The following is a 26,175-nucleotide window of genomic DNA, read 5'->3' on the forward strand; positions in this document are numbered from 1 at the left end:
GCCGTGTCAGTGGATGCGCATTATAGGCAGCTTAAGATTTAGTGCAAGCGCTTTTGTGCAAAAAAATGATCTTTTTATGATCTTTTTTCCATTTGACGACTTAACTACATGATACCCACTATTTACCCCCAAAGTTATCCACAGAAGGCTAATTTTGCAGTGTATTTTATGAAACTAGAAACAAAAAAAAGGTAGCGAATAATCGCTACCTTTTTTATCTAACATCAATAGTGAACCGAGAGTTAACTGAGTTTACCGTGACATTGTTTGTACTTTTGTCCTGAACCACATGGGCATGGATCGTTACGGCCTATTTTCTCGCCTTCACGGATCACTGTTCTAGGAGCCTCGACTTGCTGCTCTGCAGTATCACTTAATGCTTCTGCTGATGCGTGTTGATAAGCCAGTTTAATCTTTGCTTCTTCATCACGGCGACGTTGCTCCATTTCATCAACATCTGATTGTGCTTGGACTTGTACTTTAGACAATACACTTATCACGTCATTTTTTAGTGTTTCAAGCAGTTGTTGAAATAACTCAAACGATTCACGCTTATATTCTTGCTTTGGATTTTTTTGTGCATAGCCACGTAAATGAATACCTTGGCGCAAATGATCCATAGCCGCTAAGTGTTCTTTCCAAAGGCCATCTAGCGTTTGTAGCATTACCGCTTTTTCAAATTGACGTAATACTTGTGCACCGACCATTTCTTCTTTAGCTTTATATAAATCACTCCATGAAGATAAGATCCGTTCGCGTAGCGTCTCTTCATGCAGATTGTCATCTTCATCTAACCATTTTTGAATCGTTAGCTTTAGACCAAACTCGTTACCAAGGCGTTGTTCAAGTCCTGATACATCCCACAGTTCTTCAAGTGATTGCGGTGGAATATATTGATCGACGATTCCGCTGATCACATCTTGTTCAATATTCTGAATTGTATCTTGGATACTCTCAGCATCCATTAACTCATTACGTTGTGCATAGACAACTTGGCGTTGATCATTAGCCACATCATCATATTCAAGTAGCTGCTTACGAATATCAAAGTTACGCGCTTCTACTTTACGCTGCGCATTTTCAATAGCACGTGATACCCATGGATGTTCGATGGCTTCACCTTCTTCCATGCCAAGCTTCTTCATCATGCCTGATACACGGTCAGATGCGAATATACGCATCAAGCTATCTTCCATCGACAAATAGAAACGTGAAGAACCCGCATCACCTTGACGACCAGCACGACCTCGTAACTGATTATCGATACGACGAGATTCGTGACGTTCTGTCCCTAGGATGTGTAAACCACCTGCAGCAACCACTTCATCATGACGAATCTTCCAATCAGCTTTAATCTTGGCTTTCTGTTCTGCGGTAGGATTATCTAGTGCTTCAATTTCCATGTTCCAGTTACCGCCTAATACGATATCTGTACCACGACCAGCCATGTTAGTTGCAATTGTTACTGCACCTAAACTACCCGCTTGAGCAACGATCTCAGCTTCTTTTTCATGGAATTTAGCATTGAGCACGCTATGAGGGATTTTGGCTTTTTTCAATAACGTATTAAGCAGTTCTGATTGCTCAATAGATACCGTACCCACCAATACTGGTTGACCACGTTCGCGGCAACTTTCGATATCTTTAATAATGGCGGCATATTTCTCTGGCGCAGTAAGATAGACCAAATCGGCCATATCATTACGAACCATTGGACGGTTTGTCGGAACAACAACCGTGTCTAAGCCATAGATATGCTGAAATTCAAATGCTTCAGTGTCAGCGGTACCGGTCATACCGGCAAGTTTTTCATACTGTCTGAAATAGTTTTGGAAAGTGATAGAAGCCAGAGTTTGGTTTTCATTCTGGATTTTAGCGCCTTCTTTAGCTTCCACTGCTTGATGTAAGCCTTCAGACCAGCGACGTCCAGGCATAGTACGGCCTGTATGTTCGTCGACAATGATGACTTCATCATCTTGAACAATATAATCGACATCTTTTTCAAACAAGGTATGTGCACGAAGTGCTGCATGAACATGATGCAATAGCGAAATATTCGTCGCAGAGTAAAGCGAGTCGCCTTCGGCTAACATACCTTTTTCAATTAAAAGCAGTTCAACTTTCTCTTGACCACGTTCAGTTAAATGAACCTGTTTGCCTTTTTCATCAATACTGTAGTCACCTTCGCCAACATAATCTTCGGTGTCTTCTTTATCTTGAGCAATGAGACTTGGGATCAATAAATTAATTTTAGCGTAAAGTTCAGAGCTGTCTTCTGCGGCACCGGAAATAATCAATGGTGTACGCGCTTCATCAATTAAAATTGAATCGACTTCATCAATAAGGGCATAGTGCAATGGTCGCTGAACACGCTCTTGTGGCGAAAATGCCATGTTGTCGCGAAGATAGTCGAAACCGAATTCATTATTGGTACCGTAGGTAATATCTGCGTTGTAAGCTTCTTTCTTTTCGAATGAACCTAAACCCGCGATGTTTATACCGACGCTTAATCCTAAAAACTCAAACAGTGGACGGTTATTCTCAGCATCACGGGTTGCCAAGTAATCGTTCACGGTAATAACGTGAACACCTTTGCCCGATATGCCGTTAAGGTAAGCAGGCAAAGTTGCCGTAAGTGTTTTACCTTCACCGGTTCGCATTTCAGCAATGCGATTACTGTCGAGTACCATGCCGCCAAGTAACTGCACGTCAAAATGGCGCATATCAAACACACGCTTAGATGCTTCACGAACAACAGCAAATGCTTCTGCCATGATGTCATCTAACGTTTCGCCATTTTCTAAACGTGCACGGAACTCTGCCGTTTTCGCTTTCAGTTCTTCATCAGAAAGCTTTTCGTAATCTGCTTCTAATGCATTAATTTGAACAACAATTTTTCCAAGACTTTTCAGGGTGCGGTCGTTGCGACTTCCGAATACTTTTGTCAGTAGTTTGCCTAACATCTTAATCACTTATCTGTTGTAGGTTTGGCTCATTTGAGCGCATTAACCGTTAATATTATTAACTTGCTTTGCGGTAAACGTATTTCTGTGGATCTATTTGTTGTTTACCACGCAGCACTTCGTAATGCACATGGGGGCCGGTTGAACGGCCTGTGCTTCCCATACTGGCAATTTTATCGCCTTTGGCAACCACGTCACCTACGTTTACTGACAGAGATTTATTATGTCCATAGCGAGTGCGAAGACCATTACCATGATCTATTTCGACTAACTCACCATATCCAAGCATTCTTCCTGACCATGTTACAACGCCTGCAGCAGTAGCTGTAACATCCGCCCCTTCTTTGCCGGCAAAATCAATGCCTTTATGCATCGTTCGTCGGCCGCTAAAAGGGTCATTTCGTAAACCATAGGGCGAAGATAACCAACCTTTATCGATTGGCCGCCCTGATATATAACGCTCTTCATCTATATGGAGATTAGATGCTACTGTTTCAAGTAGGGATAGCTGAACGTTATTATTATCAATTCTAGATGCCAGCTTATTCATTTCATCGATAAGCTGACTTAATTCGATACCATTGCCGATTTCGCTCAATCCACCGATACCGACTTCTGTAGAGAAATCAAATTGGTCATCAAGGAGGTTATTTTGCGCTACTTGCTGCCCAAGGGCTTCAAGTCGGGTGATTTTGGCCTGCAATTTTGCCACGTGAGTGACTAAAGATGCTAGCTGGGTTTCAGTTGCAGTTTTGAGTTCTACCACTTGTTGCTTTTGCTGTTGGCGCAGTTGCTTATTTTCATCAACTTTCGCTTGTTGGTTAGCAAAACGCTCAGTGCTGTATTGATATATTCCTGTGCCGGTGGCCATTAGAATAATAGGTAGGAGTAACCAACGCTTACTTGGTTGCCAGCGCGTTACACCATTTCGACTTTGGATAAAAACTGTTACACTCATAGCCTAATTCAGCCATCTTATTATCATATGAAAAAGCCCCCTCAAGATCTCAGCAATTTAGTCCATTTGTCTGGGAGACTGCCTGAACTGGCCGAGAAAGCAGAACTACTTAATAATCTGAATCGTTATGTAAAACAGACATTAAGTGGCCCTGTGGCTGAGCAGCTAAAAGTCGCTAATCTCCGCCAGGGTGTTCTTGTTATTGAAACGACATCCGCAGCATGGGCTGCTAGAATAAACTTTCAAAAGCAGAAGCTATTAAAACAGCTTCAAACTGACACACTTCCGATGCTTACTGCTATTGAGGTGAAAGTCAATCCTGGGCTTGCCTTAGCAAAACCACAATCTCAAACTAATCAAAATGTGATCAGCACCACTGCAGCACAGCATATTGAAGCATTAGCAGAACATGTCGATGGTTCTCTAGGTGAAAAACTAAAACGGCTGGCTGCATTAGCCAGCCGTAATAGGCAATCTTAACGGGTTAAACGTGCGCCAACGCACCTGGAACCATGAAGCTGACAGGCACATCAGCCTCTTTGTCAAAGCTGACTAACTCCCATGCTTCTTGCTGAGCAAGCAATGCACGCACAAGTTGGTTGTTTAACGCATGACCCGTTTTGTAAGCCGAAAATTCACCGACAATTGCATGACCAGCAACATATAAGTCACCAAATGCATCGAGAATTTTATGCTTAACGAATTCGTCTTCATAACGCAGACCATCAGGGTTTAATACACGATATTCGTCAAGTACAACGGCATTTTCCATGCTGCCACCTAATGCAAGATTATTTGCACGTAGGTATTCAATATCCCGCATAAAACCAAATGTTCTGGCACGACTAATGTCTTTTACAAACGCTGATGTCGAAAAATCCATCACCATGTGTTGTTGACTGCGGGCAATTTCAGGGTGAGCAAAGTCAATTTTAAAATCAACTCTAAAGCCTTTAAAAGGTTTTAACTCGGCCCATTTATCACCATCTTCAACACGTATAGGCTTAGTAATTTTTATATATTTTTTCGCTGCAGCTTGTTCTTTAATACCTGCGCTTTGCAGTAAGAACACAAAAGGGCTTGCACTGCCATCCATAATCGGGATTTCTGGTGCATCGACTTCGATAATAGCATTATCGATGCCTAAGCCAGCAAGTGCTGCAAACAAATGCTCAATAGTTGATATTCGAATACCAGCATCATTGACAAGGGCAGTACACATTGTGGTTTCACGAACCATATCTGCCTTGGCTGGAATAGACACAGCAGGGCTAAGATCGGTACGCTTGAGTACAATCCCTGAATTCACTGGTGCGGGCTTAATGCACAGAGTCACCTTGTTGCCAGAATGTAATCCGACACCAGTGCTCTTCACCATCTTTTGAACAGTTCTTTGAAAAATCATTCAGTAGCCCATAAATATCAATATTAAACAAATAGTTGCAATAATAGCCTCAGGCTATCATGCATAACTGGTACAACATGCTACCATAAATTTAGTTTTTCACAAAAAAAACGCCAAATACGTTGCAAATTGTAAACCTGTTTACAAAATAACCTTTATCAGCACATCGCGCTCATTAGTCACGCTAAACATTGCGTTTTATCCGTCTATTAATCCGCTTGCTTACGTAAGAATGCTGGAATATCAAGATAATCAGCATCAGTACGTTGCGCTGGTTGAGGCTGCGGTACAGCATTACCTTTTGGCGCAGCATAGCTTTGTTGTGATACAACTTCATCAACGGGTTCTGGACGAGGTTCTATCGCAACAGGTTCTGGACGAGCAACAGGCTTAGACACTAGCTGAATGTCTGGCTTTTTCTCAGCGCCAATACCAGTAGCAACAACAGTTACACGTAATTCATCACTCATTTCAGGATCAATCACAGCACCAACAACAACAGTAGCGTTATCAGATGCATAAGCTTTAACATGGTTACCCACTGTTTCAAGCTCTTCAATGGTGATATCCATACCAGCAGTAATATTAACTAGCACGCCACGAGCACCGGCTAAATCGATATCTTCTAGTAATGGACTGGCAACAGCAGCTTCAGCTGCTTCTTCTGCACGATCATCACCACGAGCAACACCAGTACCCATCATGGCATTACCCATTTCAGACATCACGGTTTTCACATCGGCGAAATCGACGTTGATAAGACCTGGGCGAGTAATAAGCTCTGCAATACCTTGAACGGCACCCAGTAATACGTTGTTAGCTGCAGCAAAGGCATCAAGTAGTGATGTACCACGACCCAATACTTTTAATAACTTTTCATTTGGGATCGTAATTAACGAATCCACATGTTTAGCTAATTCAGCAATACCAAGTTCTGCATATGCCATACGCTTTTTCCCTTCAAAAGGAAAAGGCTTAGTCACAACAGCAACCGTTAGAATACCTTCTTCACGCGCAATTTCAGCCACGACTGGTGCAGCACCGGTACCAGTACCACCGCCCATGCCTGCAGCGATAAAGATCATGTCAGACCCTTTTATTGCTGCACGAATGTTCTCGCGATCTTCTTCTGCAGCTTGACGACCGACATCAGGATTTGCGCCAGCACCAAGGCCTTTAGTAACATCGCGCCCTAGCTGGATAGTTGAACCTGCACTTGATTTACGTAGTGCTTGTGCATCTGTATTTGTGACGATAAATTCAACACCTTCGATGCTGTGTTTTACCATATGTTCGACAGCATTTCCGCCGCCGCCACCGACGCCGATGACTTTAATCACCGCTTCGTCTGAATGTGTATCCATGATCTCAAACATTGTCTGATCTCCGTTTGTCTGCGTTATTAAAATTCACCTTTAAACCAACTTTTGACCCGATTCAAAAAGCTGGTAACCCCTTGTCGCTCAGGTCGCTCGAACTGTCGTTCGATAACTCGCCTTGCGCCATAATGAAGCAACCCTATTCCGGTAGAATAGATTGGTTGATCCACATATTCGTATAATCCTTTAACTGGTAGCGGAGAGGCAACACGAACTGGCATACCAAAGGTTGCTTCTGCAATTTCAACGGCACCCGATATCGATGACGTTCCTCCGGTAAGTACAATCCCTGCAGCAATTTGATCTTCTAATCCGCTATCTTGTAACTGCTTAAGCACAAGCTCAAACAATTCTTGGTATCTTGGCTCTACCACTTCTGCCAACGTATGACGTGACATGCTGCGTGAAGGTCGACCACCTACTGATGGTACTTCAATACTGTCTTCACGACTGACGGTTGAACTTCTGGCACTGGCAAATTGCACCTTAATTTGTTCTGCATGCGTTAAGGGCGTTCTGAATATCTTGGCAATGTCACTGGTAACTTGGTTACCCGCTACTGGGATCACCGCACAATGCCGTAATGCGCCGTTGGTATATACAGCAATATCGGTTGTTCCACCACCAATATCAACAATACACACACCTAAATCTTTCTCATCATTTGTGAGCACTGAATCTGCGGAGGCGATACCAGAAAACACTAAATCGTCAACTTTTAGCCCACAGCGTTCAACACTTTTAGTAATATTTTTGGCCATATCATTGGCACAGGTCACGATATGCGCTTTCGCTTCCATACGCATGCCCGACATGCCAATTGGGCTCTTAATCCCGTCTTGAACATCGATAGAATATTCTTGTGGCAATACGTGTAAAATACGACGTTCTGTCGGGATCTTAACCGAGCGCGCGGTATGAATAACGTTGTCAACATCTTCCTGAGTCACTTCTTCGTCGTTAATCGACACCATGCCATTTTCATTTTGACAAGCAATGTGCTTACCCGAAATGCTTAAATACACAGAGGCAACCTGACAATCTGCCATAAGCTCTGCTTGATCTAACGCTCGCTGCACGCTGCGTACGATAGAGTCGAGGTCATTTACGCCGCCTTTGTCCATACCGCGAGAAGGATGATTACCTAAACCAATGACACTAATTTCACCATCAGGTAATACTTCGCCAATGATCACTGCGACTTTGGATGTCCCTATATCTAACCCCACGATGAGGTTTCTTTCCTGATTTTTGGTCATTTATTGTCGACTCTCTTTTTCTGAATCATCCCAACCTACGGCGAACCCGGTATCGTAACGTAAATCAACGGTTGCAACGGGTTTATCACTCTGCTTCAAAGTAGGATACACATTTATAAAGCGTTGTATCCTTGCCATTTTATCTTCTCGACCAAGTTCAATTTGAATCCCATTAGCCAATACTGCATGCCAAGCATGACGTGGACTTAGGCGTAAACTGGCCAACTTAAACTGGTTTATCGTCAATAACTCATCTAACTGCTTATAGCTGGTCAAGACTTCCATTTCAGCCCCTTCAGGGCCATATAACTTAGGTAACGTATCATGTTCTGCATGCGCTAACGCATCAAAAACCTCACCATTAGTATTGAGCCAAGACACTTCATTCCAATGCGCTACAGCTTGCTGCTCTTGTAAAGTGATCTTAAACTTTGCCGGCCATTCACGCCTAACAGATGCATGATAAACCCACGGCAAAGCTTCTAATGCTTTTTGAACATCCGCAACATCGGCACTAAAAAAACTACTTTGCATTAATGATTGCAAGGCGTTCTTTATCTCGTCATCGGTGGTATAAATTCGCTCGCCTTTAATGGCAACCGCTTCAATTGGTAATGCATCTGCATCATTGAGCAGATCATGCAATTTCACCCCACCCCATACTACGGTGCCAAGTACACTGCATAAAAACAGTACGCCAGTGCAAAAATACCAATTAACACGAGCCAGTTTATGTTTTAGTTGCCGCCCTTTATCGCTCCACGACACCTTAAATCCGCCTCTGATATTGTTCCGGAGTTAATCCCAAAAGATCGGTCATTATATAGACCAATCCAGAAGGTTTAAAGCTCGATTTTTACACGCAATAATTGGTGAAAAATCAATCACTTTATTACTCTTCAGCAAGTACTTTACAACCCAGATTATTCTGAGCTAATTCTTTCGATAAACTACCAATATTACCTGCCCCCTGGGTCATGAATAAATCACCATGTTGCAATACATCAGGCAATACCGCGGCTAGCTGATCTGGACTGGCAATAAAAATAGGGTCTATCTGGCCACGTAAGCGAATCGAGCGACATAAAGCACGTCCGTCCGCACCGGGAATAGGCGCTTCACCAGCGGCATAAACATCTAATAATAATAAACAATCTACTTGCGACAACACATCGACAAAATCTTCATATAAATCACGGGTACGGCTGTATCGATGCGGCTGATATGCCATAACTAGGCGCTTATCTGGCCAACCAGCCCTAGCCGCTTTAATCGTTGCTAATACTTCACTTGGATGATGACCGTAATCATCCACTAGCATCACATTGCCATTAGGTGTTTCAAATTCACCTAAATGCTGAAAACGTCGACCAATACCTTCAAATTGTGCAAGCGCTTGCACAATAGCGCTATCATCAATGTCGTCTTCACTGGCAACAGCAATCGCAGCTAATGCATTAAGTACGTTATGCTCGCCTGGCAAATTAAGCACAATATCGAGATTCTCTTTATTGTGACGTTTCACCGTAAAGCTTGACTGATGGCCGTTTTGAGAAAAATTAATCGCCTGTACATCGGCATCGTCACTAAAACCATAGGTCACAACTTGTCGGCCAATACGCGGCATGATTTCGCGAATAACCTCATCATCAATGCACATAACGGCTACACCATAAAACGGCAGGTTATGTAAAAAATCAATAAAGGTGGTTTTCAACTTTTCAAAATCACCACCATAGGTATCCATGTGATCGGCTTCAATATTGGTGACCACACTCACCATTGGTTGCAAATGTAAAAAGCTTGCATCACTTTCGTCTGCTTCAGCAATAAGGTATCGACTAGTGCCTAAGCGTGCATTGGTACCTGCACTATTGAGTAAACCACCGATGACAAATGTTGGGTCGCGTTCAGCTTGACCATATACACTTGCAATTAAGCTGGTAGTGGTGGTTTTACCGTGAGTACCTGCAATGGCAACACCATGGCGATAGCGCATTAACTCGGCTAGCATCTCTGCACGACGTACAATCGGAATACGTAATTCTTTGGCAGCGATAATCTCAGGATTTTGCTGGTTAATCGCTGTTGAAACCACGACGACATCAACCTGCTCAACACTTTGGGCCTGATGGCCAATAATGATTTTCGCACCCAAACTGACTAAACGTTCAGTCACACTATTGATGGCAATATCCGAACCGCTCACTTGATAGCCTTCATTCACTAGCACTTCCGCAATCCCACCCATGCCAGCACCACCAATGCCAACAAAATGAATGCGTTTGATCCGTCTCATCTCAGGGATCATGCTACGAAGCTGTGCGTATTTTTCTGTCTTTGTCATTTCAACCCTTTCTCGCAAATGAGGCACAAATATCTGCTACTCGTTCAGTGGCATCTAATACTGCTACACCTCTTGCTTTAAGCCCCATCTGGGCTAGTTCTTGTCTATTCTCAGCAAATAACTGCAACTTTTCCGCAAGATTATCTGCATTTAAAATGGTTTGTGGTAATAAAAATCCTGCGCCAGCATCAACAAGTACCGATGCATTTACGGTTTGGTGATCATCCACTGCATGTGGATATGGCACTAAAATACTCGGTAAGCCCACAGCAGCCAGTTCTGATACAGTAAGAGCACCTGAACGACAGACTACGACATCAGCCCAACGATAAGCGGCTTCCATATCATCAATAAATTCAGCAACATTGACACTGTCGGACTGCCCAAGCTGTTGGTAGTTAGCCTTGACACTTGCTTGGTTGTTTTTGCCCACTTGGTGCCAAACTGTCAGTGAATGATATTTGCATAAATGAGCCACCACCGCTGGCATAACGTCATTCAATACTTTTGCGCCTAAACTGCCACCCACCACTAGCACCCTTAACGCATCTGCTTGTGGGGTTTTAATGTGTTCGCCTAACTCAATCAGCTCTTGGCGAATGGGATTACCTACTACCTCAACATTGGCCACATTACTGGCAAAGGTGTTAGGAAATGCACACAAAACCTTTTTGGCAATCTTAGACAGCAATTTGTTGGTTAATCCTGGAATGGCATTTTGCTCATGCAACACCAGCGGAATACCAGCTAATTTACCCGCCACGCCACCAGGGCCACTGGCAAACCCGCCCATCCCTAGAATGACGTCGGGCTGAAAGTCATCAATCACAGCTTTAGCTTGAATAATTGAACGTATAATTTTAAACGGAGCCGCTAACTTACGTATGAGCCCATTACCTCGCACACCTTTAATATCGATAAATTCAATATCAAATCCATGCTGTGGCACGAGTCGAGCCTCCATACGATCGGCTGTACCTAACCAACGTACTTGCCAACCTTTGTCAGCTAAGTACTTTGCTACTGCTAGTGCCGGGAAAACATGCCCACCCGTACCGCCAGCCATAATCAATATCTTAGGAGAACTGCCAATATTACTGTTCATTAACTTGTTCTCCCTTTTACAGCTTGTACCAAACTAACTCGACGTTCATGATCGATCCTAATGAGCAACATCACCGCAGCGGTCATAATCCACAAACTACTGCCACCATAACTAATAAACGGCAGCGTAAGCCCCTTGGTTGGTAACATACCAATACTGGCTCCCACATTAACGACTGTCTGAAAACACACCCAAATGCCTACACCATAGGCGACATAACTTTCAAAAGGACGTTGCATTTTTAAACATAAATTACCCAATCTAATCGCACGAATAGCAATGAAAAACAGTGCGCATAACACCATAATAATACCGATAAACCCGAGTTCTTCACCGATCACCGCAAAGATAAAGTCAGTATGCGCTTCTGGTAAATAAGCAAGCTTCTGAATACTGTTACCTAGCCCCTGACCAAACCAATCACCCCGACCGTAAGCCATCAACGATTGCGTTAACTGATAACCACTGCCGAAAGGATCTTCCCATGGATCCATAAACGAAGTCACTCGTCGCATACGATAAGGCTCAAATAACACCAGCAATACGAATGTCGCTACGCCTAGTAACACCAACACCATAAAGTCAGTAATGCGAGCACCAGCCAAAAAAAGTAGGCTTACAGTACACACGAACAACACGACCACAGTACCCAAATCGGGCTGTAATAGGATCAACACAGCGAACAAACCGTAAACGCCAATCGGTTTGTAAAAGCCTTTACGGTTTTCACGCAATTCACCATGACGACGAACTAAGTAACCCGCCATATAAACAATAAACACAAACTTGGCCATTTCGGCGACTTGGATCCTAATAGGACCAATAGACAACCATCGACGCGCACCATTTACCGATGTGCCAATAAACAGCACAGCGATCAATAAGACCAGTACTCCAAGCATCAACATGCCGCTATTTTTTTCCCAATAGCTGACTTCGAACTTAAGCACCACAAATGCAATCACCACACAGCCAACAAGATAGAGCACATGGCGGTACATAAAATAAAATGGATCGCCTGTCAGCTTAGTTGCTTCAGGCATTGACGCGGACATCACCATGACAAAGCCAAAACACATCAAACCGACTATCGCGACGAGAAAACTACGGTCGTACAATGGCATATCAGGTGTTTGTTCACCTGATAATAACGAGGGTAAAGTCCAATTAAGGCCTCGTTTAAACAAGCTCAGTTGCTGCTCGTTATTCGCCATCGGCTAATGACTCCACACATTGTCTAAAATCATCACCGCGAGCCATAAAATTCTTATACATATCTAGACTGGCACACGCCGGAGACAATAATACGATATCACCAGACGATGCTAACTCAGCGGCTTTTGCAACGGCCTCAGCCATCGATGTGACCTCAATAGCTCCTGATTTTAATTTGGCTATTTTGCGCCCATCTCGGCCCAAGGTAATCAATTGAGTAATATTGGAAAGCGGTTCTGCAAGGGGACGAAAATCGCTGCCTTTACCATCGCCGCCAGCGATCAAGTATAAATCGCCTAAATGCGAGTTAAGCCCTTCCAGTGCGGCAACTGTTGCGCCAACATTAGTCGCTTTGGAGTCATTGATGTACGTCACACCTTGTTTCACACCGACAAGCTCACAACGATGGCTTAAACCAGCAAAGGTTTTAGCCACTTCAATCATGGACTCTTTACCAACCCCGCAAGCATCCGCTAATGACATTGCGGCTAATAAGTTAGCGTGATTATGACTGCCAATTAAGGTCACTTCATTTAGATTCATAATTTCGCTATCACCATGAAAAATCTTGCCATCACTTAAGCCCCACGCATCACCTTCAGGCACGCCTAAACCAAAATTATTTTGATTCATTGGTTCAATTGGATAAGTTAATTCATCATCGCGGTTATACATGACAAAACGGCTTTGTGGATATAAACGTAACTTTGCTTCGCGGTAGGAGTTTAGGTCGCTATAGCGATCCATATGATCTTCGCTAATATTAAGGCATGTAGCCGCAATACAATGTAACGAAGCAGTGGTTTCAAGTTGAAAACTCGACAGTTCAAGTACAAAAAAATCAGCATTTTGAGGCAATAAATCCAGCGCTGGCGTACCAATATTGCCGCCAATAGCCACCGACTTACCGGCCGTTAGCAGCATGTCATATACTAAGGTCGTTACTGTAGATTTACCATTTGACCCAGTGATGCCAACAACACACGGTTTTCTATCCGCTATCTCTCGGGCAAATAACTCAATATCACCAATTACTTCAATGCCCATATCTAATGCCGCACGCACTTCAGGCGTATCAACAGGCACACCTGGGCTAATGATAATTTGGCTAGCCTGAACTAAATAGCGACAATCAAACCCACCGGCTAATAACTCAATATCGGCAAACTCTTGCGCCAAGGTATCTGCACCGGGCGGATGACGACGACTGTCCATCACTAAAGGTTTGATGCCTTTAGTCGCTAAAAAACGCACGACCGAGAGCCCTGTAGCCCCCAAGCCTAAAACAATGTGCGTGTATTGAGTTTGCATAATACTGACCTTTATTAATTGCTTAGCGTAATTTTAACGTCGCAAGACCTAGTAACACTAAAAACAACGAGATAATCCAAAAACGCACAATCACCCGCGGCTCTGGCCACCCTTTTAACTCATAATGATGATGGATCGGCGCCATACGAAAAATGCGTTGGCCGCGTAATTTATATGAGCCCACCTGCAGGATCACCGATACGGTTTCCATAACAAAAACGCCGCCCATAATCACCAGCAAAATTTCTTGGCGAACTAAAATGGCAATCACACCTAAAGCTGCGCCCAGAGCTAATGAACCCACATCGCCCATAAACACTTGCGCTGGATAAGTGTTAAACCATAAAAAACCTAAACCTGCACCTACCATTGCGGTACACACAATCACTAACTCACCCGCTAAAGGTAAATGAGGGATATGCAAATAACTGGCAAACTGAGCATGACCAGATAAGTAAGCGATTAATGCAAAAGCTGCGGCGACCATTACGGTTGGCATAATCGCCAGGCCATCTAAGCCATCTGTTAAATTCACCGCATTACTCGCACCGACAATGGTGAAGTACGCTAAAACAATAAACATCATGCCTAACTGAGGCATAATATCTTTAAAAAACGGTACCACTAATTGGGTTTCCCCACCCATGGTCGAGGAGCTATATAAAAACACTGCCACCACTAACGCAGCGATAGACTGTAGAGCATATTTCCAACGAGCAATCAGGCCTTTAGTATCTTTTTTTACCACTTTACGGTAATCATCAATAAAGCCAATCGCACCAAAAGTGGCTAATACGAATAAGGTAACTAACACGTAACGGTTAGATAAATCACCCCATAACAGCACGCTGATAAAAATACCCGCAAGGATCATTATGCCGCCCATGGTCGGCGTACCACGTTTGCTAAAGTGTGACTCAGGGCCATCACTTCGAACCACTTGGCCAATTTGCAGCATTTGCAGGCGCTTAATTAGTATCGGCCCCCACCACAAACTAAACACCAATGCGGTTAACAAGCCTAAAATAGCCCGAAACGTTACATATGAAAAAACGTTAAACCCAGAATAAAACTGGGTTAAATACTCGGCTAGATAAACCAGCATTTACACTAACTCCCCACGCCCATAGGCATCTAATAAACTGTCCACAACTCGCTCCATGGCGGCGCTGCGGGAACCTTTAACTAAAACTGTGATATGACCTGTGGTGCTTGCTAACTGTTTTTTTAATGCCACGATCAATGCTTCTTGAGCTGGAAAATGCTCACTACCGAATGCTTCACTGGTATTGGCCGATAACTGACCACAACAAAACAGCGCCTCGATTGTTGCATTTTTAGCCTGCGTTCCAATGCTAGCGTGCAAAGGGGCGGCATTGTCGCCTAATTCGCCTAAATCTCCCAGCACTAAACAACGATATCCATCACGTTGTTGCAACCAATCAATTGCTGCACTCACGGATGTTGGATTAGCGTTATAACTATCATCAATTAATAACACTCGGCCAAGTTCATGTGGCTGCATGCGCCCTTTTACGGGTATGAGTAAATTAAAGCCTTGGGCAATGTTCGTAAGCGATAATCCCAACGCAATCGACATTGATGCCGCGGCAAGAGCATTGCTCACTTGATGCATTCCAGCCAATGGCAAATGTACCTGCACATGCTGGCCGTTAAACGTCAATGTAAATTGATAACAACCATTGGCATCGGCCACGATATTTGTCGCGGTAACGTCTGCATCTACATTCATGTCACATGAAAAACGTAATTGTTTATGGTCTTTGGAGCGTTGCAGCATAAAATCGGCAAACTTATCGTCAGCATTAATAATCGCTGTGCCATCTTGTGAAAGATGATTAAATATCTCCGATTTTGCCTGTGCAACTCCTTCAAGCGACCCAAATCCTTCAAGGTGAGCACTGCCGACATTATTCACCAGTGCGACTCGTGGATGGACTAATGATGAGGTGTAATCAATCTCACCACTATGATTTGCACCAAGCTCAAAGACCCCGTATTCGTCGCCTTCACTTAAACGCATCAAGGTTAATGGCACGCCAATTTCGTTATTAAAATTACCTGCAGTAAATAACACTTTATGGTGCTGAGCTAAAATAGTGGCTAGCATTTCTTTAACACTGGTTTTACCGTTTGATCCGGTCAATGCCACGCAAATAGGTGCCACAGCTTGACGAACAAACATGCCTATCTGACCCAGCGCCTTTTGGGTATCGGCGACCACAATTTGCGGGATATCGGCGCCAAAAGGATGATCCACTAATAAATGATCAACCAAAAGCGCTTCTGCACCATTGTTTATGGCTGTTGTGACAAAATCATGGCCATCAAAACGCTCGCCTTTTAAAGCAACAAATAAGCATTGCGCGCTAATATTACGACTGTCAGTACTGACATTGTTAATCAACCTATCTTGGCCTGTTAACATGCCATTAAGATGCTGAGCCAATTCCGACAAAGTGACGCTAATCATGATGCCTCCTGAGACAAGGTTAATGCTAACGCACGTTCATCGTAGTCAATTCGCTCACCAGCCACTTCTTGATAGGTTTCATGGCCTTTTCCAGCAAGCAGTACAATATCGTCAGCTTGTGCCAATGACACTACACGGGTAATCGCTTCAATACGGTCAACCTGGCTAAGCACATTTTGCGGTTGACTAATGCCCTGCAAAATATCATCGATAATAGTTTGCGGATCTTCACTGCGGGCATTATCGCTAGTGATCATAACTTTATCTGCATACTGTTCTGCGGCTTGTGCCATTAAAGGCCGTTTACCTTTATCACGATCGCCGCCACAACCAAATACACACCATAATGTGCCTTTGCAGTGCAGTCTTAACGCTTTTAGTGCTTGTTCAATGGCATCTGGAGTATGAGCGTAATCGACCACTAAAGTAGCCTTATTCATTGAGGCAAAACGCTCCATACGACCAGCCACAGGCACCAGTTTTGGAATGACGGCCAATATCGATGCCATTGCCATTCCTTGAAGGTACAAAGCAGAGATCGCGGCCAAAAGATTCGATAAATTAAAGGCACCTAATAACGGTGAACTAAACGGCGTACTTACTCGTTGGCCGCTATCGATCTCGACAAAATGTAGCGTTGCAGTAACACCAGCATCATGATATTCAATAGCGTCACAGTAAAAGTCGGCTGTAGTATTACCCTTAATACTGAAAGATTTATGCTTATCATTTGCCAGTTCAGTCAGCCATTTTGCGCCAACAGCATCATCAATATTAATCACCCCGTGTTGGACACTAGGAAATTGAAATAGGCGTTTTTTAGCCGCGGCGTAAGAGTCCATATCACCGTGATAATCTAGGTGATCACGGCTTAGGTTAGTAAACACAGCAATCTCAAACGGCGCCGCTTCGACACGCCCTTGGACTAAGCCATGGCTTGAGACTTCCATGGCACACACTTCTGTGCCTTGAGCAATAAATTCACCAAGCTGACGCATAATGGTGATCGCATCGGCAGTGGTATTACCGCTGTCAACAAGTTGCCCCCACAAACCATTGCCTAATGTGCCCATAACAGCGGCTTGATGACCAAGTAAGGCAACTATTTGCGCGATAATTTGGCTGACTGAAGTTTTGCCATTAGTTCCTGTGATACCAATTAATGACAACGACTGACGGTTGGACAAATAAAACTGCGCGGCAACGGCCGATAACTGCCGACCTAATTGGAAAAAATACACTAATGGCACGTTATACTGAATGCGATCGACTAAGCCATGTTCATCTGGATTATCAGTATGGATAAGTATTGCTGTAGCGCCTGCTTGAACCGCTTGAGAAATGAATGATCGACCATCAACTTTATAGCCAGGCAGGGCCACAAATAAACTGCCAGCTTGCACTTCACGGCTATTTAGGGTCAAACCACTAATCGATTCGCGACCAGAGTAATGGAACCATGGCGCTAATAAATCATTTAATAACATTGGTCTGCGCTCCTCGCGCAGTAGCCAAATGAACGGCTTCCTGCTCTGAAATAGGTTCAACATTAAGCATTTGTAAAGCACCAGACATAATTTTAGCAAAGGCGGGACCCGCTACGTCGCCACCGTAATACTTGTCACCTTTTGGTTCATTAATGACCACAGAAATCGCTAAACGAGGGTTATGAACTGGAGCCACACCGGCAAATAAAGCAACATAATCATCGCCATAACCACCCGCTACCGCTTTACGGCTAGTACCGGACTTACCGGCTACAGGGTAGCCATCAATATGAGCTTTAGTTCCCGTACCTCCCGTTTCAGTAACCCCAACGAGCATTTCCATAACGTCATAGGCGACTTTACGTGAAATAACCTGCTTACCTTCGGGCGCCTGTTTCAGTTTTAAAATAGACACAGGATACAGTATTCCACCACTGCCTAAGGTGGCGTACATACGGGCAATTTGTAACGGAGTGGCAGTAAAACCATAACCAAAAGACAGAGTGGCACGCTCAAAGTCAGACCAACGATGACGATTATGAATTAACCCAGCACTTTCACCGGTTAAATTGATCCCTGAATAATTGCCGACTCCCATAGATTGGTAAGTGCCTAATAATTGCTCAATGGGCATAGACAAGGACAGCTTACTAATTCCTACGTTACTCGACTTCACCAAAATTTTGGCTAAGGTCATGTCACCATAATTACTCGAGTCACGCACTTGACGCCCGCCAATGCGCATCCAACCAGGCGATGTCGATATCAATTCATTGACTTTCACTGTGCCAGCTTCAAGCGCGGCCGCGACAACAAAAGGTTTAATTGTTGACCCTGGCTCAAATGTGTCAGTTAAGGCACGATTACGCATGCGGTGTGGCTGCAAATTATCACGGGCATTAGGGTTATATGAGGGAGTATTGACCATCGCCAACACTTCACCCGTATTGACGTCTATCACCACCACAGAGCCAGATGTCGCTTGGTATACTTCTGTTGCACGCTTTAATTCACGGTAGGCTAATTGCTGAATACGCTGATCAATACTGAGCACTAAATCGTTAGAGCTTTCGCCCTCTTGGACCATATCTAAACGCTCAACCACGCTGCCATCGCGAGATTTACGGACTTTTTGCTTAGAGGGTGTGCCTGTTAACCAGGTATTATAAGTATTTTCAATGCCTTCAATGCCGACATCGTCGATATTGGTAATACCGATTAACTGAGCGGCAATTTCACCTGAAGGATAATAACGGCGAGATTCTGCTTTAAGGTAAATGCCACCGATTTTCAACTGCTCAATGTAGTCTGCAACGGCGGAGGTTACCTGACGTTTTAAGTATACAAAGCGCTTATTCGGGTGATTTTTAACTTTATCCACCAGCTCATCGACTGGCTCTTGAAGTACATCGGCAAGAGCTTGCCAACGGCGCATATCTTTAAATGCATCTTGGTCATGAGCGTGTTTAGGATCGGCCCACACCGCTTGCACAGGCACACTGACTGCGAGCATATCACCATTGCGATCAGTGATTAAACCTCGCTGAACTTGGTTACTGGTTGTGCGTAAGGTGCGCATATCACTTTCGTGACGGAGTTTATCTGGCTCAATAATTTGAATATAGGCTGCACGGGCAACTAAACTGCAAAATAATAGCAATACGAATCCCACCACAACGTATAAACGCCATGGGATGAGTTCGTGACCTAATTTCTGCTTCGCTTGTCTAGCCATATTCCCTATGCTCACTGGACTCGAATGATAACTTCCTCCTTAGGAAGCGGCCGAGACATGTTTAGTTCTTTGGTTGCAATTCGAGTCACACGACTGTGCTCTGATTGCGATTGTTCTTCTAATAATAAGTTTCGCCATTCAATATCTAAGCGATCTTGCTCTTGCAACAATTGATCCCACTGAGTGATCAATTTACGTGTTACATGACTGGTATAAACAACGGCTACACCATTGATTACAATTAATAGAATAAGAAGCAACACCCATTTGTGCTGCCACATATCGAGTAATACAATTCGAGGTAAATTTAATGGTGATTGGCTCACATTACCCTCGATAGTTAGTAATCCAGACGCTCTGCAACTCGTAACACTGAGCTGCGCGCGCGTGGATTTAACTCTAATTCTGCATCAGAAGGCTTTAGTGCTTTACTCACCGCCTTTAATTTACGCGATTTATTAAGCTCGGCCTCCATGATAGGTAATCCATGTGGCACGCTTTCACCTTGACTATGGCGGCGTATAAAACGCTTAACCATACGATCTTCTAAAGAATGAAAACTGATCACTGATAAGCGACCTTGGGGAGCTAGCACAGCTAAAGCACCTTCAAGCGCTTGATCTATTTGCTCTAATTCACTGTTGATATAAATGCGGATAGCTTGAAACACTCGCGTGGCAGGATGCTTATTTCGCTCTTTATTTTTGGTGATCCGCGCGATCAAATCAGCTAAGTCTTTCGTGCGTAAAAAAGGCGTTTTTTCACGATCGGCTGCAATGCATCGTGCAATATGGCGCGAATTTTTTTCTTCACCATAAGTTTTAAATACCCATGCCATGTCTTCAATTTCTGCACGTGCTATCCACTGGGCTGCAGTTTGACCTTGGCTATTGTCCATACGCATATCGAGCGGGCCATCGCGTAAAAAACTAAAGCCGCGTTCTGCATCGTCTAATTGTGGCGACGACACGCCAAGATCAAGCAATACACCATTGATTTTGCCCGTCAGACCAAGTTCTTCGACATATTCAGCTACTTGACCAAAGCCACCGTGAACAATTTGAAAGCGTGGATCATCAGCAAACTGTTTAGCTGCCTCAATCGCTTGCGGATCTCTGTCAATCGCAATTAGGCGACCGTTTTCACCCAAATGACTTAACACATGACGCGAATGCCCACCACGGCCAAAGGTGCCATCAATGTAGATGCCATCACTTTGGATGTTGAGTCCGTCTACGGTCTCATTAAGTAATACAGATAAATGGGCAAACTCTTGGCTCATTGGGTTCTTCTAACCTTTTAGATAACTACAGTGAAAAGTGTGCCAAGCGTTCATTGCTGGCTAAATCTTGGCTTTGAATGAGCGTATTGCCATCATCCATTTGTTGTTGCCAAGCTGACTCTTCCCATAATTCAAATTTATTCAGTAAGCCCACCAGCATGGTTTTCTTTTCTAAGCTGGCGAAACTTCGCAATGCCGGCGGGATCACAATACGTCCGTGGCTGTCTAGTTCACAATCTTGTGCATGACCTAGTAATTTTCGTTTAAAGGATCGCTCAAGTGGATCAGTGTCAGAAAGCAGTCTTAACTTTGCTTCAATCTGCTCCCATTCGTGTAACGGATAAATCAACAAACAAGCGGCATCAATATCAACGGTCATAATCACAGTGCCGGCATGCTCCACACGTAACGCATCACGGTATCTCGCTGGAATAGCGATCCGTCCTTTTGCATCCATGTTGATTGCACTGGTGCCACGAAACACGTTATTTAGCCCTTATTGTTATCATTTGATCCACAATGATCCACTTCTTCCCACAAATGCTAAGTTTAGGGACTCTATGCAAGTGTTGTCAAGCAATGGACAGATATATTAAATCCATACCCCAAGCGGGTTAGCAGCAAATTAATATCAAGCGGGATGAATGACAGAGCCGTCTGAAGAAAACAGCTAAAAATCAGGGTAAATGAGTTAAACCAGAGACATAACGGTCACTTTATCGGCAAAAATAGACTGGAGATCTTTTTTATTAAACTTACTTTATGGTTCGAATACTCCATCTTTATATCGTAATACTGCTCAGCTACTCGGTTTTAAGTTCATTAAAAATTAACAAATAGTCGACTGGGTCTACTTTATACGGCAAAAAAACCACTTAATCTTACCTTTATGTTTATCCATTGCTCTCGATAGCAGTATGTAACGCGCAGTTTGTAAAGCACACAAACTCATGATTAACCTTAATAGACATTTTGCTTAAATAAGCAGGGTCGCAATACTTAAGCAATTAATCATCATCAAATTATGGTTAACATCTACGGTTAAATATCACAATGTTGGACATTAAAGGCCCGATGCTAAGGGCAAGCATTTTATCAATTAATCTCGTAATCACAGTTAATTTTTCTTAATGCCTCAAAAGGTACAAGGTTGAATTAGCTCAATGGATAAATGGTAAAAAGCGCTCATGAATGCAAGTGAACGACAAGGTGAATGCGCAAAGACTACATCCAGATCGCGCTTAATACCTGGCTGAGTTGAAGTAGGAAAGTGTCGCGATGTTGGTATTATTCTGCTAGCGTGGGGTGATGGTTGAACAAATTTAAAGCAATTGAAGATTAACATGGCTCATCATATCTACTTTCGGCAGTGGGTAGCGATAACGCCAATGATCCACCTTATAAAAGCGCTTCCTAAATGAGCTTCTATCTAAAAGATTACATTTTAATCAATTTGTGCCGATAAACAGTTTAGGTGGTTAATAATCACATTCATTTAACCAATATGGGAGAGCATCATGAGTATCGATAGCATTTATGCCATGTTGGCTAGGCCAGTACAGGCGGTAAGTGAGCGTAAACGGATTGTTGAAAACGTCAAACATACCAGTGCTATCAGCGCCGACAGCCACGAGGCGCCACAGTCACAATTGCCACCTAATATTGCTCATAAAGTCCCGATTCAACGCCAAGAGGCCCCTCGTCAAGAAAGGCGTTCTAAACCGAGAACCGTTAATGAGAAAAAAAATGGCGCTAGCCGAATTAGACCAATGAAAACGGATAAGCGATTCTCCACCCGTGGAGAAACCACCAGCCAGCATATTGATATTGAAGTCTAATGTTTACTTCGTTAAGCAAAGTTACCGTTTGGGCTGACTTGCGACACAGCCTGCTTCCACCCCTGGTACAACTTTGCTCGAGTAGCTTCGTCCATAGTTGACGTAAACTCGCGCTCAGTAGACAACATAATCTGCAACTCATCAGTCGACTGCCATACCCCAACAGCTAAACCCGCTAGAAATGCAGCCCCCATAGCAGTCGTTTCAGTGACCAGAGGACGAATAACCGTTGCACCTGTAATATCAGCTTGAAATTGCATTAAAAAGTCATTTGACACCGCACCACCATCGACTCGAATTTGTGTTAACGGCACATTAGAATCTTTACTCATGGCATCCAGCACGTCACGAGACTGATATGCAATGGCTTCTAATGCGGCACGAATAATATGGTTTCGATTAGCGCCGCGGGTTAAGCCTATGATGGCACCTCGGGCATCAGCATCCCAATAAGGGGCTCCTAAACCCACAAATGCTGGCACCAAGTAGACGCCATTCGTGTCATCCACTTTGTCGGCAAAATATTGGGTGTCACACGCATCGGCAATAAGACCTAACTCATCACGGAGCCATTGAATAATAGCGCCCCCCATAAATACCGAACCCTCTAGGGCATAATTCACTTTTGTGTCAGCCCCAATCGCAATGGTCGTTAATAAACCATGAGTTGACTCAACAGCTTTGTCACCGGTATTCATTAACAAAAAGCAGCCAGTACCATAGGTATTTTTTGCCATACCGGGCTCAATACACAATTGGCCAAATAATGCCGACTGCTGATCGCCAGCCATCCCAGCGACAGGAACTGAGTTGCCTGCAAGTTCGGTATAGCCATAAATGGCACATGAGGGTTTCACTTCAGGTAACATCGAACGAGGGATATTAAACAGATTGAGTAACTCTTGGTCCCACTGTTTAGTGTGAATATTAAATAACATGGTTCTAGATGCATTGGTTGGTTCGGTCACATGAACTTCACCTTGGGTGAGTTTCCACACCAGCCAAGTATCAACCGTGCCAAACAATAGATCACCGGCTTCAGCTTGTTCACGGGCCCCGTCAACATTATCTAAAATCCACTCAATTTTTGACGCCGAAAAGTATGGGTCTAGTACTAGTCCAGTTTTTTGGCGCACCATATCTTCAGCCCCTAGGGCCTTATGATGCTGACATATTGCCTGGCTGCGGCGACATTGCCATACAATCGCATTACATACCGGCTTACCAGTATGCTTGTTCCAGACTATAGTGGTTTCACGTTGATTAGTAATCCCTATTGCAGCGACATCATGACGACTAATTCCTGCTCGAGTCAGTACTTCCACCAGCACTGAACTTTGTGAAGACCATATCTCCATAGGATCATGCTCTACCCAACCAGCTTGCGGATAATGTTGAGTAAATTCACGATGCGCAACGGCGACAATATTTGCTTGATGATCAAACACAAGGGCACGAGAACTTGTCGTGCCTTGATCTAATGCGACAATGTATTTTTTGGCAGCCATCTGAGTTCCTATATCATTTTAATATGATTATTTTTGTATTATTTGTCTATTTAATAAACCCATATCACATACTAGATCGACAAATATAATTATTGCAGGCAATTGCCTTTATTAATATCCAAGGGGTTAATTATCTAGTCACACCCGCAGGAATGTAAATTACGATGAGCATGGTTTGAAAGCATAGTACCGCGCGACTCAAGTTATCACTGTTATTACGATAAAAATAATCTTACGTTTTATCACTATTTAACTAATAAAAAGGCCTCGCAACTGCGAGGCCTTAACTATCAACACTAGCAGAGCTGATTACATCTTATAGTTTAACTGAATACCGGTTAACCATACATCGCCAGTTGCTTCACCAGTAAAGTTCACTGCAGCAAGGCCTACTAGATCTTGGTTCTCAGTAATCGGTGCATCACCATATGTGCGAATGTAAGTCACACCCAGATCAACATTCAGATTTTTAGACACTTGGTAACCAGTACCCACACTGAACCATAAACGGTCAGAATCAGGAATGGTTGTAGTACGGTGTTGATCATCAACCGCCGTTTTATCTAGCGCCATACCAGCACGTAATGTCCATTGGTCATTAAGGGTATAAGTAGTACCAAGGGCATAACGCCAGTTGTCTTTAAAGTTCTCTTCTTTAACTACGTCTGACTCTAGGTTACCTACAGGCTTAACATCACCAGGAAAATACGCCACCAATTGCTCGAATACGCTCCATTCAGTCCAATTCACACTGGCATGCATAGCCCAGTTTTTAGTTAACTGATGATAAGAAGCAAGCTCTGCAAATGCAGGCAATTCAACCGGTAAGTAACCTTCGATTTCAATGTTTTGGCCGCCATTATAAATTACACCAGACACATGACCGTCTAATTTAAGATCGACACTACTGTGATAAGCCAAACCGATGCGGTTAGCTGAGTTAATTTGCCAGCTCGCGCCCGCTTTCCAGCCATAGCCAACATCATCACCTTTCATTGACTTTAACTCGGTTCCACCAGAAGGTAAGCGCGCACCAATACTTGCAGGTAAGTTAGGGTTAGCTTTAATCGCATCAATCCAACCAGGAGCGGTTGCACCAACTTCACCTTCGCCATATACCACTCGAAGACCTGCGCCAACGGTAAATGATTCATCTACACGGTAGGCTATATTAGGATTAAATTCGACCGTAGTAATTGAGGTTTTACTGCCAAAAATAGCCGCCGCATCCGCTACCGGAATATCGGTGGCTAAACCATAGTTAGAATTAATCGCTAGACCCCAAGTCCATTGATCATTCAACTGATTTGAATAATAAAAGTTCGGTACTAGGGCATTGTCGGCAACATCATATGCGTCAGCACCTATGACTAATGGCTCTGAACCTAATAATGGTGAAGAAATAGCCACATCACCAACAACATCAACATTCGGCATAACATAGATGCCACCCGCTGACACTTGGCGGCCTTCTAGATAAGCCAGCATGGCTGGATTACGCGCTTGAGTTGACGCATTGTCTGCAATAGCAGCTTCACCAGCAAATGCACGGCCTAAACCTGTTGCTGAATATTCTGCAAGTTGGAAACCTGCGGCGTTCACTTGAGTTGTTGCCCCAAATACAATGGCGCTTATCGCCAGTGTTAACACTGTTTTTTTCATTATGATTCTCTGTGTTTAGATTCAAACTGCATAAATCGACTGATATAGAGCAAAAGCTCGATTTAAATGAAGTCGTCAGTGTACTGATCCAAAAAAGCTTTGCAACAGCACAAAGAGACCGAACAAGAAGTGAGTGATTGAATTTCAAATTGTGATCGTGATCAAACTTTTGATTTAATGATTTTTCGGGGAAGGATAAAACGGTATGGCTGTACACTTAATTCATC

The 26,175-nt window shown here is 43.6% G+C and carries 21 protein-coding genes; 2 read left to right on the forward strand and 19 right to left on the reverse strand.

Going from position 1 to position 26,175, the window contains the following annotated elements; genetic code table 11:
• Window positions 1–242: 242 nt before the first annotated feature.
• Both secA and ACED29_RS06280 read right to left on the reverse strand, forming a co-directional pair.
• The gene (secA, locus tag ACED29_RS06275; protein WP_371697284.1) at window positions 243–2,963 is read right to left on the reverse strand and encodes a preprotein translocase subunit SecA; all 2,721 of its coding nucleotides are present in this window, start codon (window positions 2,961–2,963) and stop codon (window positions 243–245) included.
• 58 nt (window positions 2,964–3,021) lie between these two features.
• Entirely contained in the window at window positions 3,022–3,921 is a 900-nt protein-coding gene (locus ACED29_RS06280) for a M23 family metallopeptidase (RefSeq protein WP_371697285.1), read from the reverse strand.
• 27 nt (window positions 3,922–3,948) lie between these two features.
• Between ACED29_RS06280 and ACED29_RS06285 the strand changes: the two genes are divergently transcribed.
• Window positions 3,949–4,401, forward strand: coding sequence for a DUF721 domain-containing protein (locus tag ACED29_RS06285; RefSeq protein WP_124018383.1), 453 nt, complete (start codon window positions 3,949–3,951; stop codon window positions 4,399–4,401).
• A 4-nt stretch (window positions 4,402–4,405) separates the two neighbouring features.
• On the opposite strand, the gene lpxC is transcribed toward ACED29_RS06285, so the two are convergent.
• The 15 genes from lpxC to mraZ form a co-directional block, all read right to left on the reverse strand.
• Entirely contained in the window at window positions 4,406–5,326 is a 921-nt protein-coding gene (gene lpxC, locus ACED29_RS06290; protein WP_124018382.1) for a UDP-3-O-acyl-N-acetylglucosamine deacetylase, read from the reverse strand.
• A gap of 209 nt (window positions 5,327–5,535) precedes the next feature.
• Entirely contained in the window at window positions 5,536–6,702 is a 1,167-nt protein-coding gene (ftsZ, locus tag ACED29_RS06295; protein WP_124018381.1) for a cell division protein FtsZ, read from the reverse strand.
• Between the two features lie 26 nt (window positions 6,703–6,728).
• Complete coding sequence (gene ftsA / locus ACED29_RS06300; protein WP_124018380.1) at window positions 6,729–7,964, reverse strand: cell division protein FtsA; 1,236 nt, start codon at window positions 7,962–7,964, stop codon at window positions 6,729–6,731.
• The gene (locus ACED29_RS06305) at window positions 7,965–8,732 is read right to left on the reverse strand and encodes a cell division protein FtsQ/DivIB (RefSeq protein ID WP_182698919.1); all 768 of its coding nucleotides are present in this window, start codon (window positions 8,730–8,732) and stop codon (window positions 7,965–7,967) included.
• 124 nt (window positions 8,733–8,856) lie between these two features.
• Entirely contained in the window at window positions 8,857–10,311 is a 1,455-nt protein-coding gene (gene murC, locus ACED29_RS06310) for a UDP-N-acetylmuramate--L-alanine ligase (RefSeq protein WP_124018378.1), read from the reverse strand.
• A gap of 1 nt (window position 10,312) precedes the next feature.
• Window positions 10,313–11,416, reverse strand: coding sequence for an undecaprenyldiphospho-muramoylpentapeptide beta-N-acetylglucosaminyltransferase (gene murG / locus ACED29_RS06315; protein ID WP_347690668.1), 1,104 nt, complete (start codon window positions 11,414–11,416; stop codon window positions 10,313–10,315).
• Complete coding sequence (ftsW, locus tag ACED29_RS06320; RefSeq protein WP_124018376.1) at window positions 11,416–12,630, reverse strand: cell division protein FtsW; 1,215 nt, start codon at window positions 12,628–12,630, stop codon at window positions 11,416–11,418. The genes murG and ftsW overlap by 1 nt, the downstream gene beginning before the upstream one ends.
• On the reverse strand, window positions 12,620–13,942 hold the full coding sequence (murD, locus tag ACED29_RS06325; protein WP_371697286.1) for a UDP-N-acetylmuramoyl-L-alanine--D-glutamate ligase: 1,323 nt from the start codon (window positions 13,940–13,942) through the stop codon (window positions 12,620–12,622). The genes ftsW and murD overlap by 11 nt, the downstream gene beginning before the upstream one ends.
• Before the next feature lie 22 nt (window positions 13,943–13,964).
• Window positions 13,965–15,047 (reverse strand): phospho-N-acetylmuramoyl-pentapeptide-transferase, encoded by a 1,083-nt coding sequence (gene mraY / locus ACED29_RS06330; RefSeq protein WP_124018374.1) that lies wholly within the window; start codon window positions 15,045–15,047, stop codon window positions 13,965–13,967.
• Window positions 15,048–16,436 (reverse strand): UDP-N-acetylmuramoyl-tripeptide--D-alanyl-D-alanine ligase, encoded by a 1,389-nt coding sequence (gene murF, locus ACED29_RS06335; RefSeq protein WP_371697287.1) that lies wholly within the window; start codon window positions 16,434–16,436, stop codon window positions 15,048–15,050.
• On the reverse strand, window positions 16,433–17,923 hold the full coding sequence (murE, locus tag ACED29_RS06340) for a UDP-N-acetylmuramoyl-L-alanyl-D-glutamate--2,6-diaminopimelate ligase (RefSeq protein WP_371697288.1): 1,491 nt from the start codon (window positions 17,921–17,923) through the stop codon (window positions 16,433–16,435). Before murE ends, murF begins: the two co-directional genes overlap by 4 nt.
• On the reverse strand, window positions 17,910–19,658 hold the full coding sequence (locus tag ACED29_RS06345) for a penicillin-binding transpeptidase domain-containing protein (protein ID WP_124018371.1): 1,749 nt from the start codon (window positions 19,656–19,658) through the stop codon (window positions 17,910–17,912). Before ACED29_RS06345 ends, murE begins: the two co-directional genes overlap by 14 nt.
• Window positions 19,659–19,669: 11 nt before the next feature.
• Window positions 19,670–19,984: a cell division protein FtsL gene (gene ftsL / locus ACED29_RS06350; protein WP_124018370.1), complete on the reverse strand. Its 315-nt coding sequence runs from the start codon at window positions 19,982–19,984 to the stop codon at window positions 19,670–19,672.
• 14 nt (window positions 19,985–19,998) lie between these two features.
• The gene (gene rsmH, locus ACED29_RS06355) at window positions 19,999–20,940 is read right to left on the reverse strand and encodes a 16S rRNA (cytosine(1402)-N(4))-methyltransferase RsmH (protein ID WP_371697289.1); all 942 of its coding nucleotides are present in this window, start codon (window positions 20,938–20,940) and stop codon (window positions 19,999–20,001) included.
• A 25-nt stretch (window positions 20,941–20,965) separates the two neighbouring features.
• Window positions 20,966–21,424 (reverse strand): division/cell wall cluster transcriptional repressor MraZ, encoded by a 459-nt coding sequence (gene mraZ / locus ACED29_RS06360; protein ID WP_371697290.1) that lies wholly within the window; start codon window positions 21,422–21,424, stop codon window positions 20,966–20,968.
• A 1,033-nt stretch (window positions 21,425–22,457) separates the two neighbouring features.
• Here mraZ and ACED29_RS06365 point away from each other — a divergent pair.
• Entirely contained in the window at window positions 22,458–22,778 is a 321-nt protein-coding gene (locus tag ACED29_RS06365; protein WP_124018368.1) for a hypothetical protein, read from the forward strand.
• An 11-nt stretch (window positions 22,779–22,789) separates the two neighbouring features.
• Here ACED29_RS06365 and glpK read toward each other — a convergent pair whose 3' ends face one another.
• Both glpK and ACED29_RS06375 read right to left on the reverse strand, forming a co-directional pair.
• Window positions 22,790–24,286 (reverse strand): glycerol kinase GlpK, encoded by a 1,497-nt coding sequence (glpK, locus tag ACED29_RS06370; protein WP_371697291.1) that lies wholly within the window; start codon window positions 24,284–24,286, stop codon window positions 22,790–22,792.
• A gap of 309 nt (window positions 24,287–24,595) precedes the next feature.
• The gene (locus ACED29_RS06375) at window positions 24,596–25,948 is read right to left on the reverse strand and encodes an outer membrane protein transport protein (RefSeq protein ID WP_182698913.1); all 1,353 of its coding nucleotides are present in this window, start codon (window positions 25,946–25,948) and stop codon (window positions 24,596–24,598) included.
• Window positions 25,949–26,175 lie beyond the last annotated feature (227 nt).

The organism is Shewanella sp. 5S214, assembly GCF_041439795.1.
Lineage (GTDB): Bacteria > Pseudomonadota > Gammaproteobacteria > Enterobacterales > Shewanellaceae > Shewanella > Shewanella vesiculosa.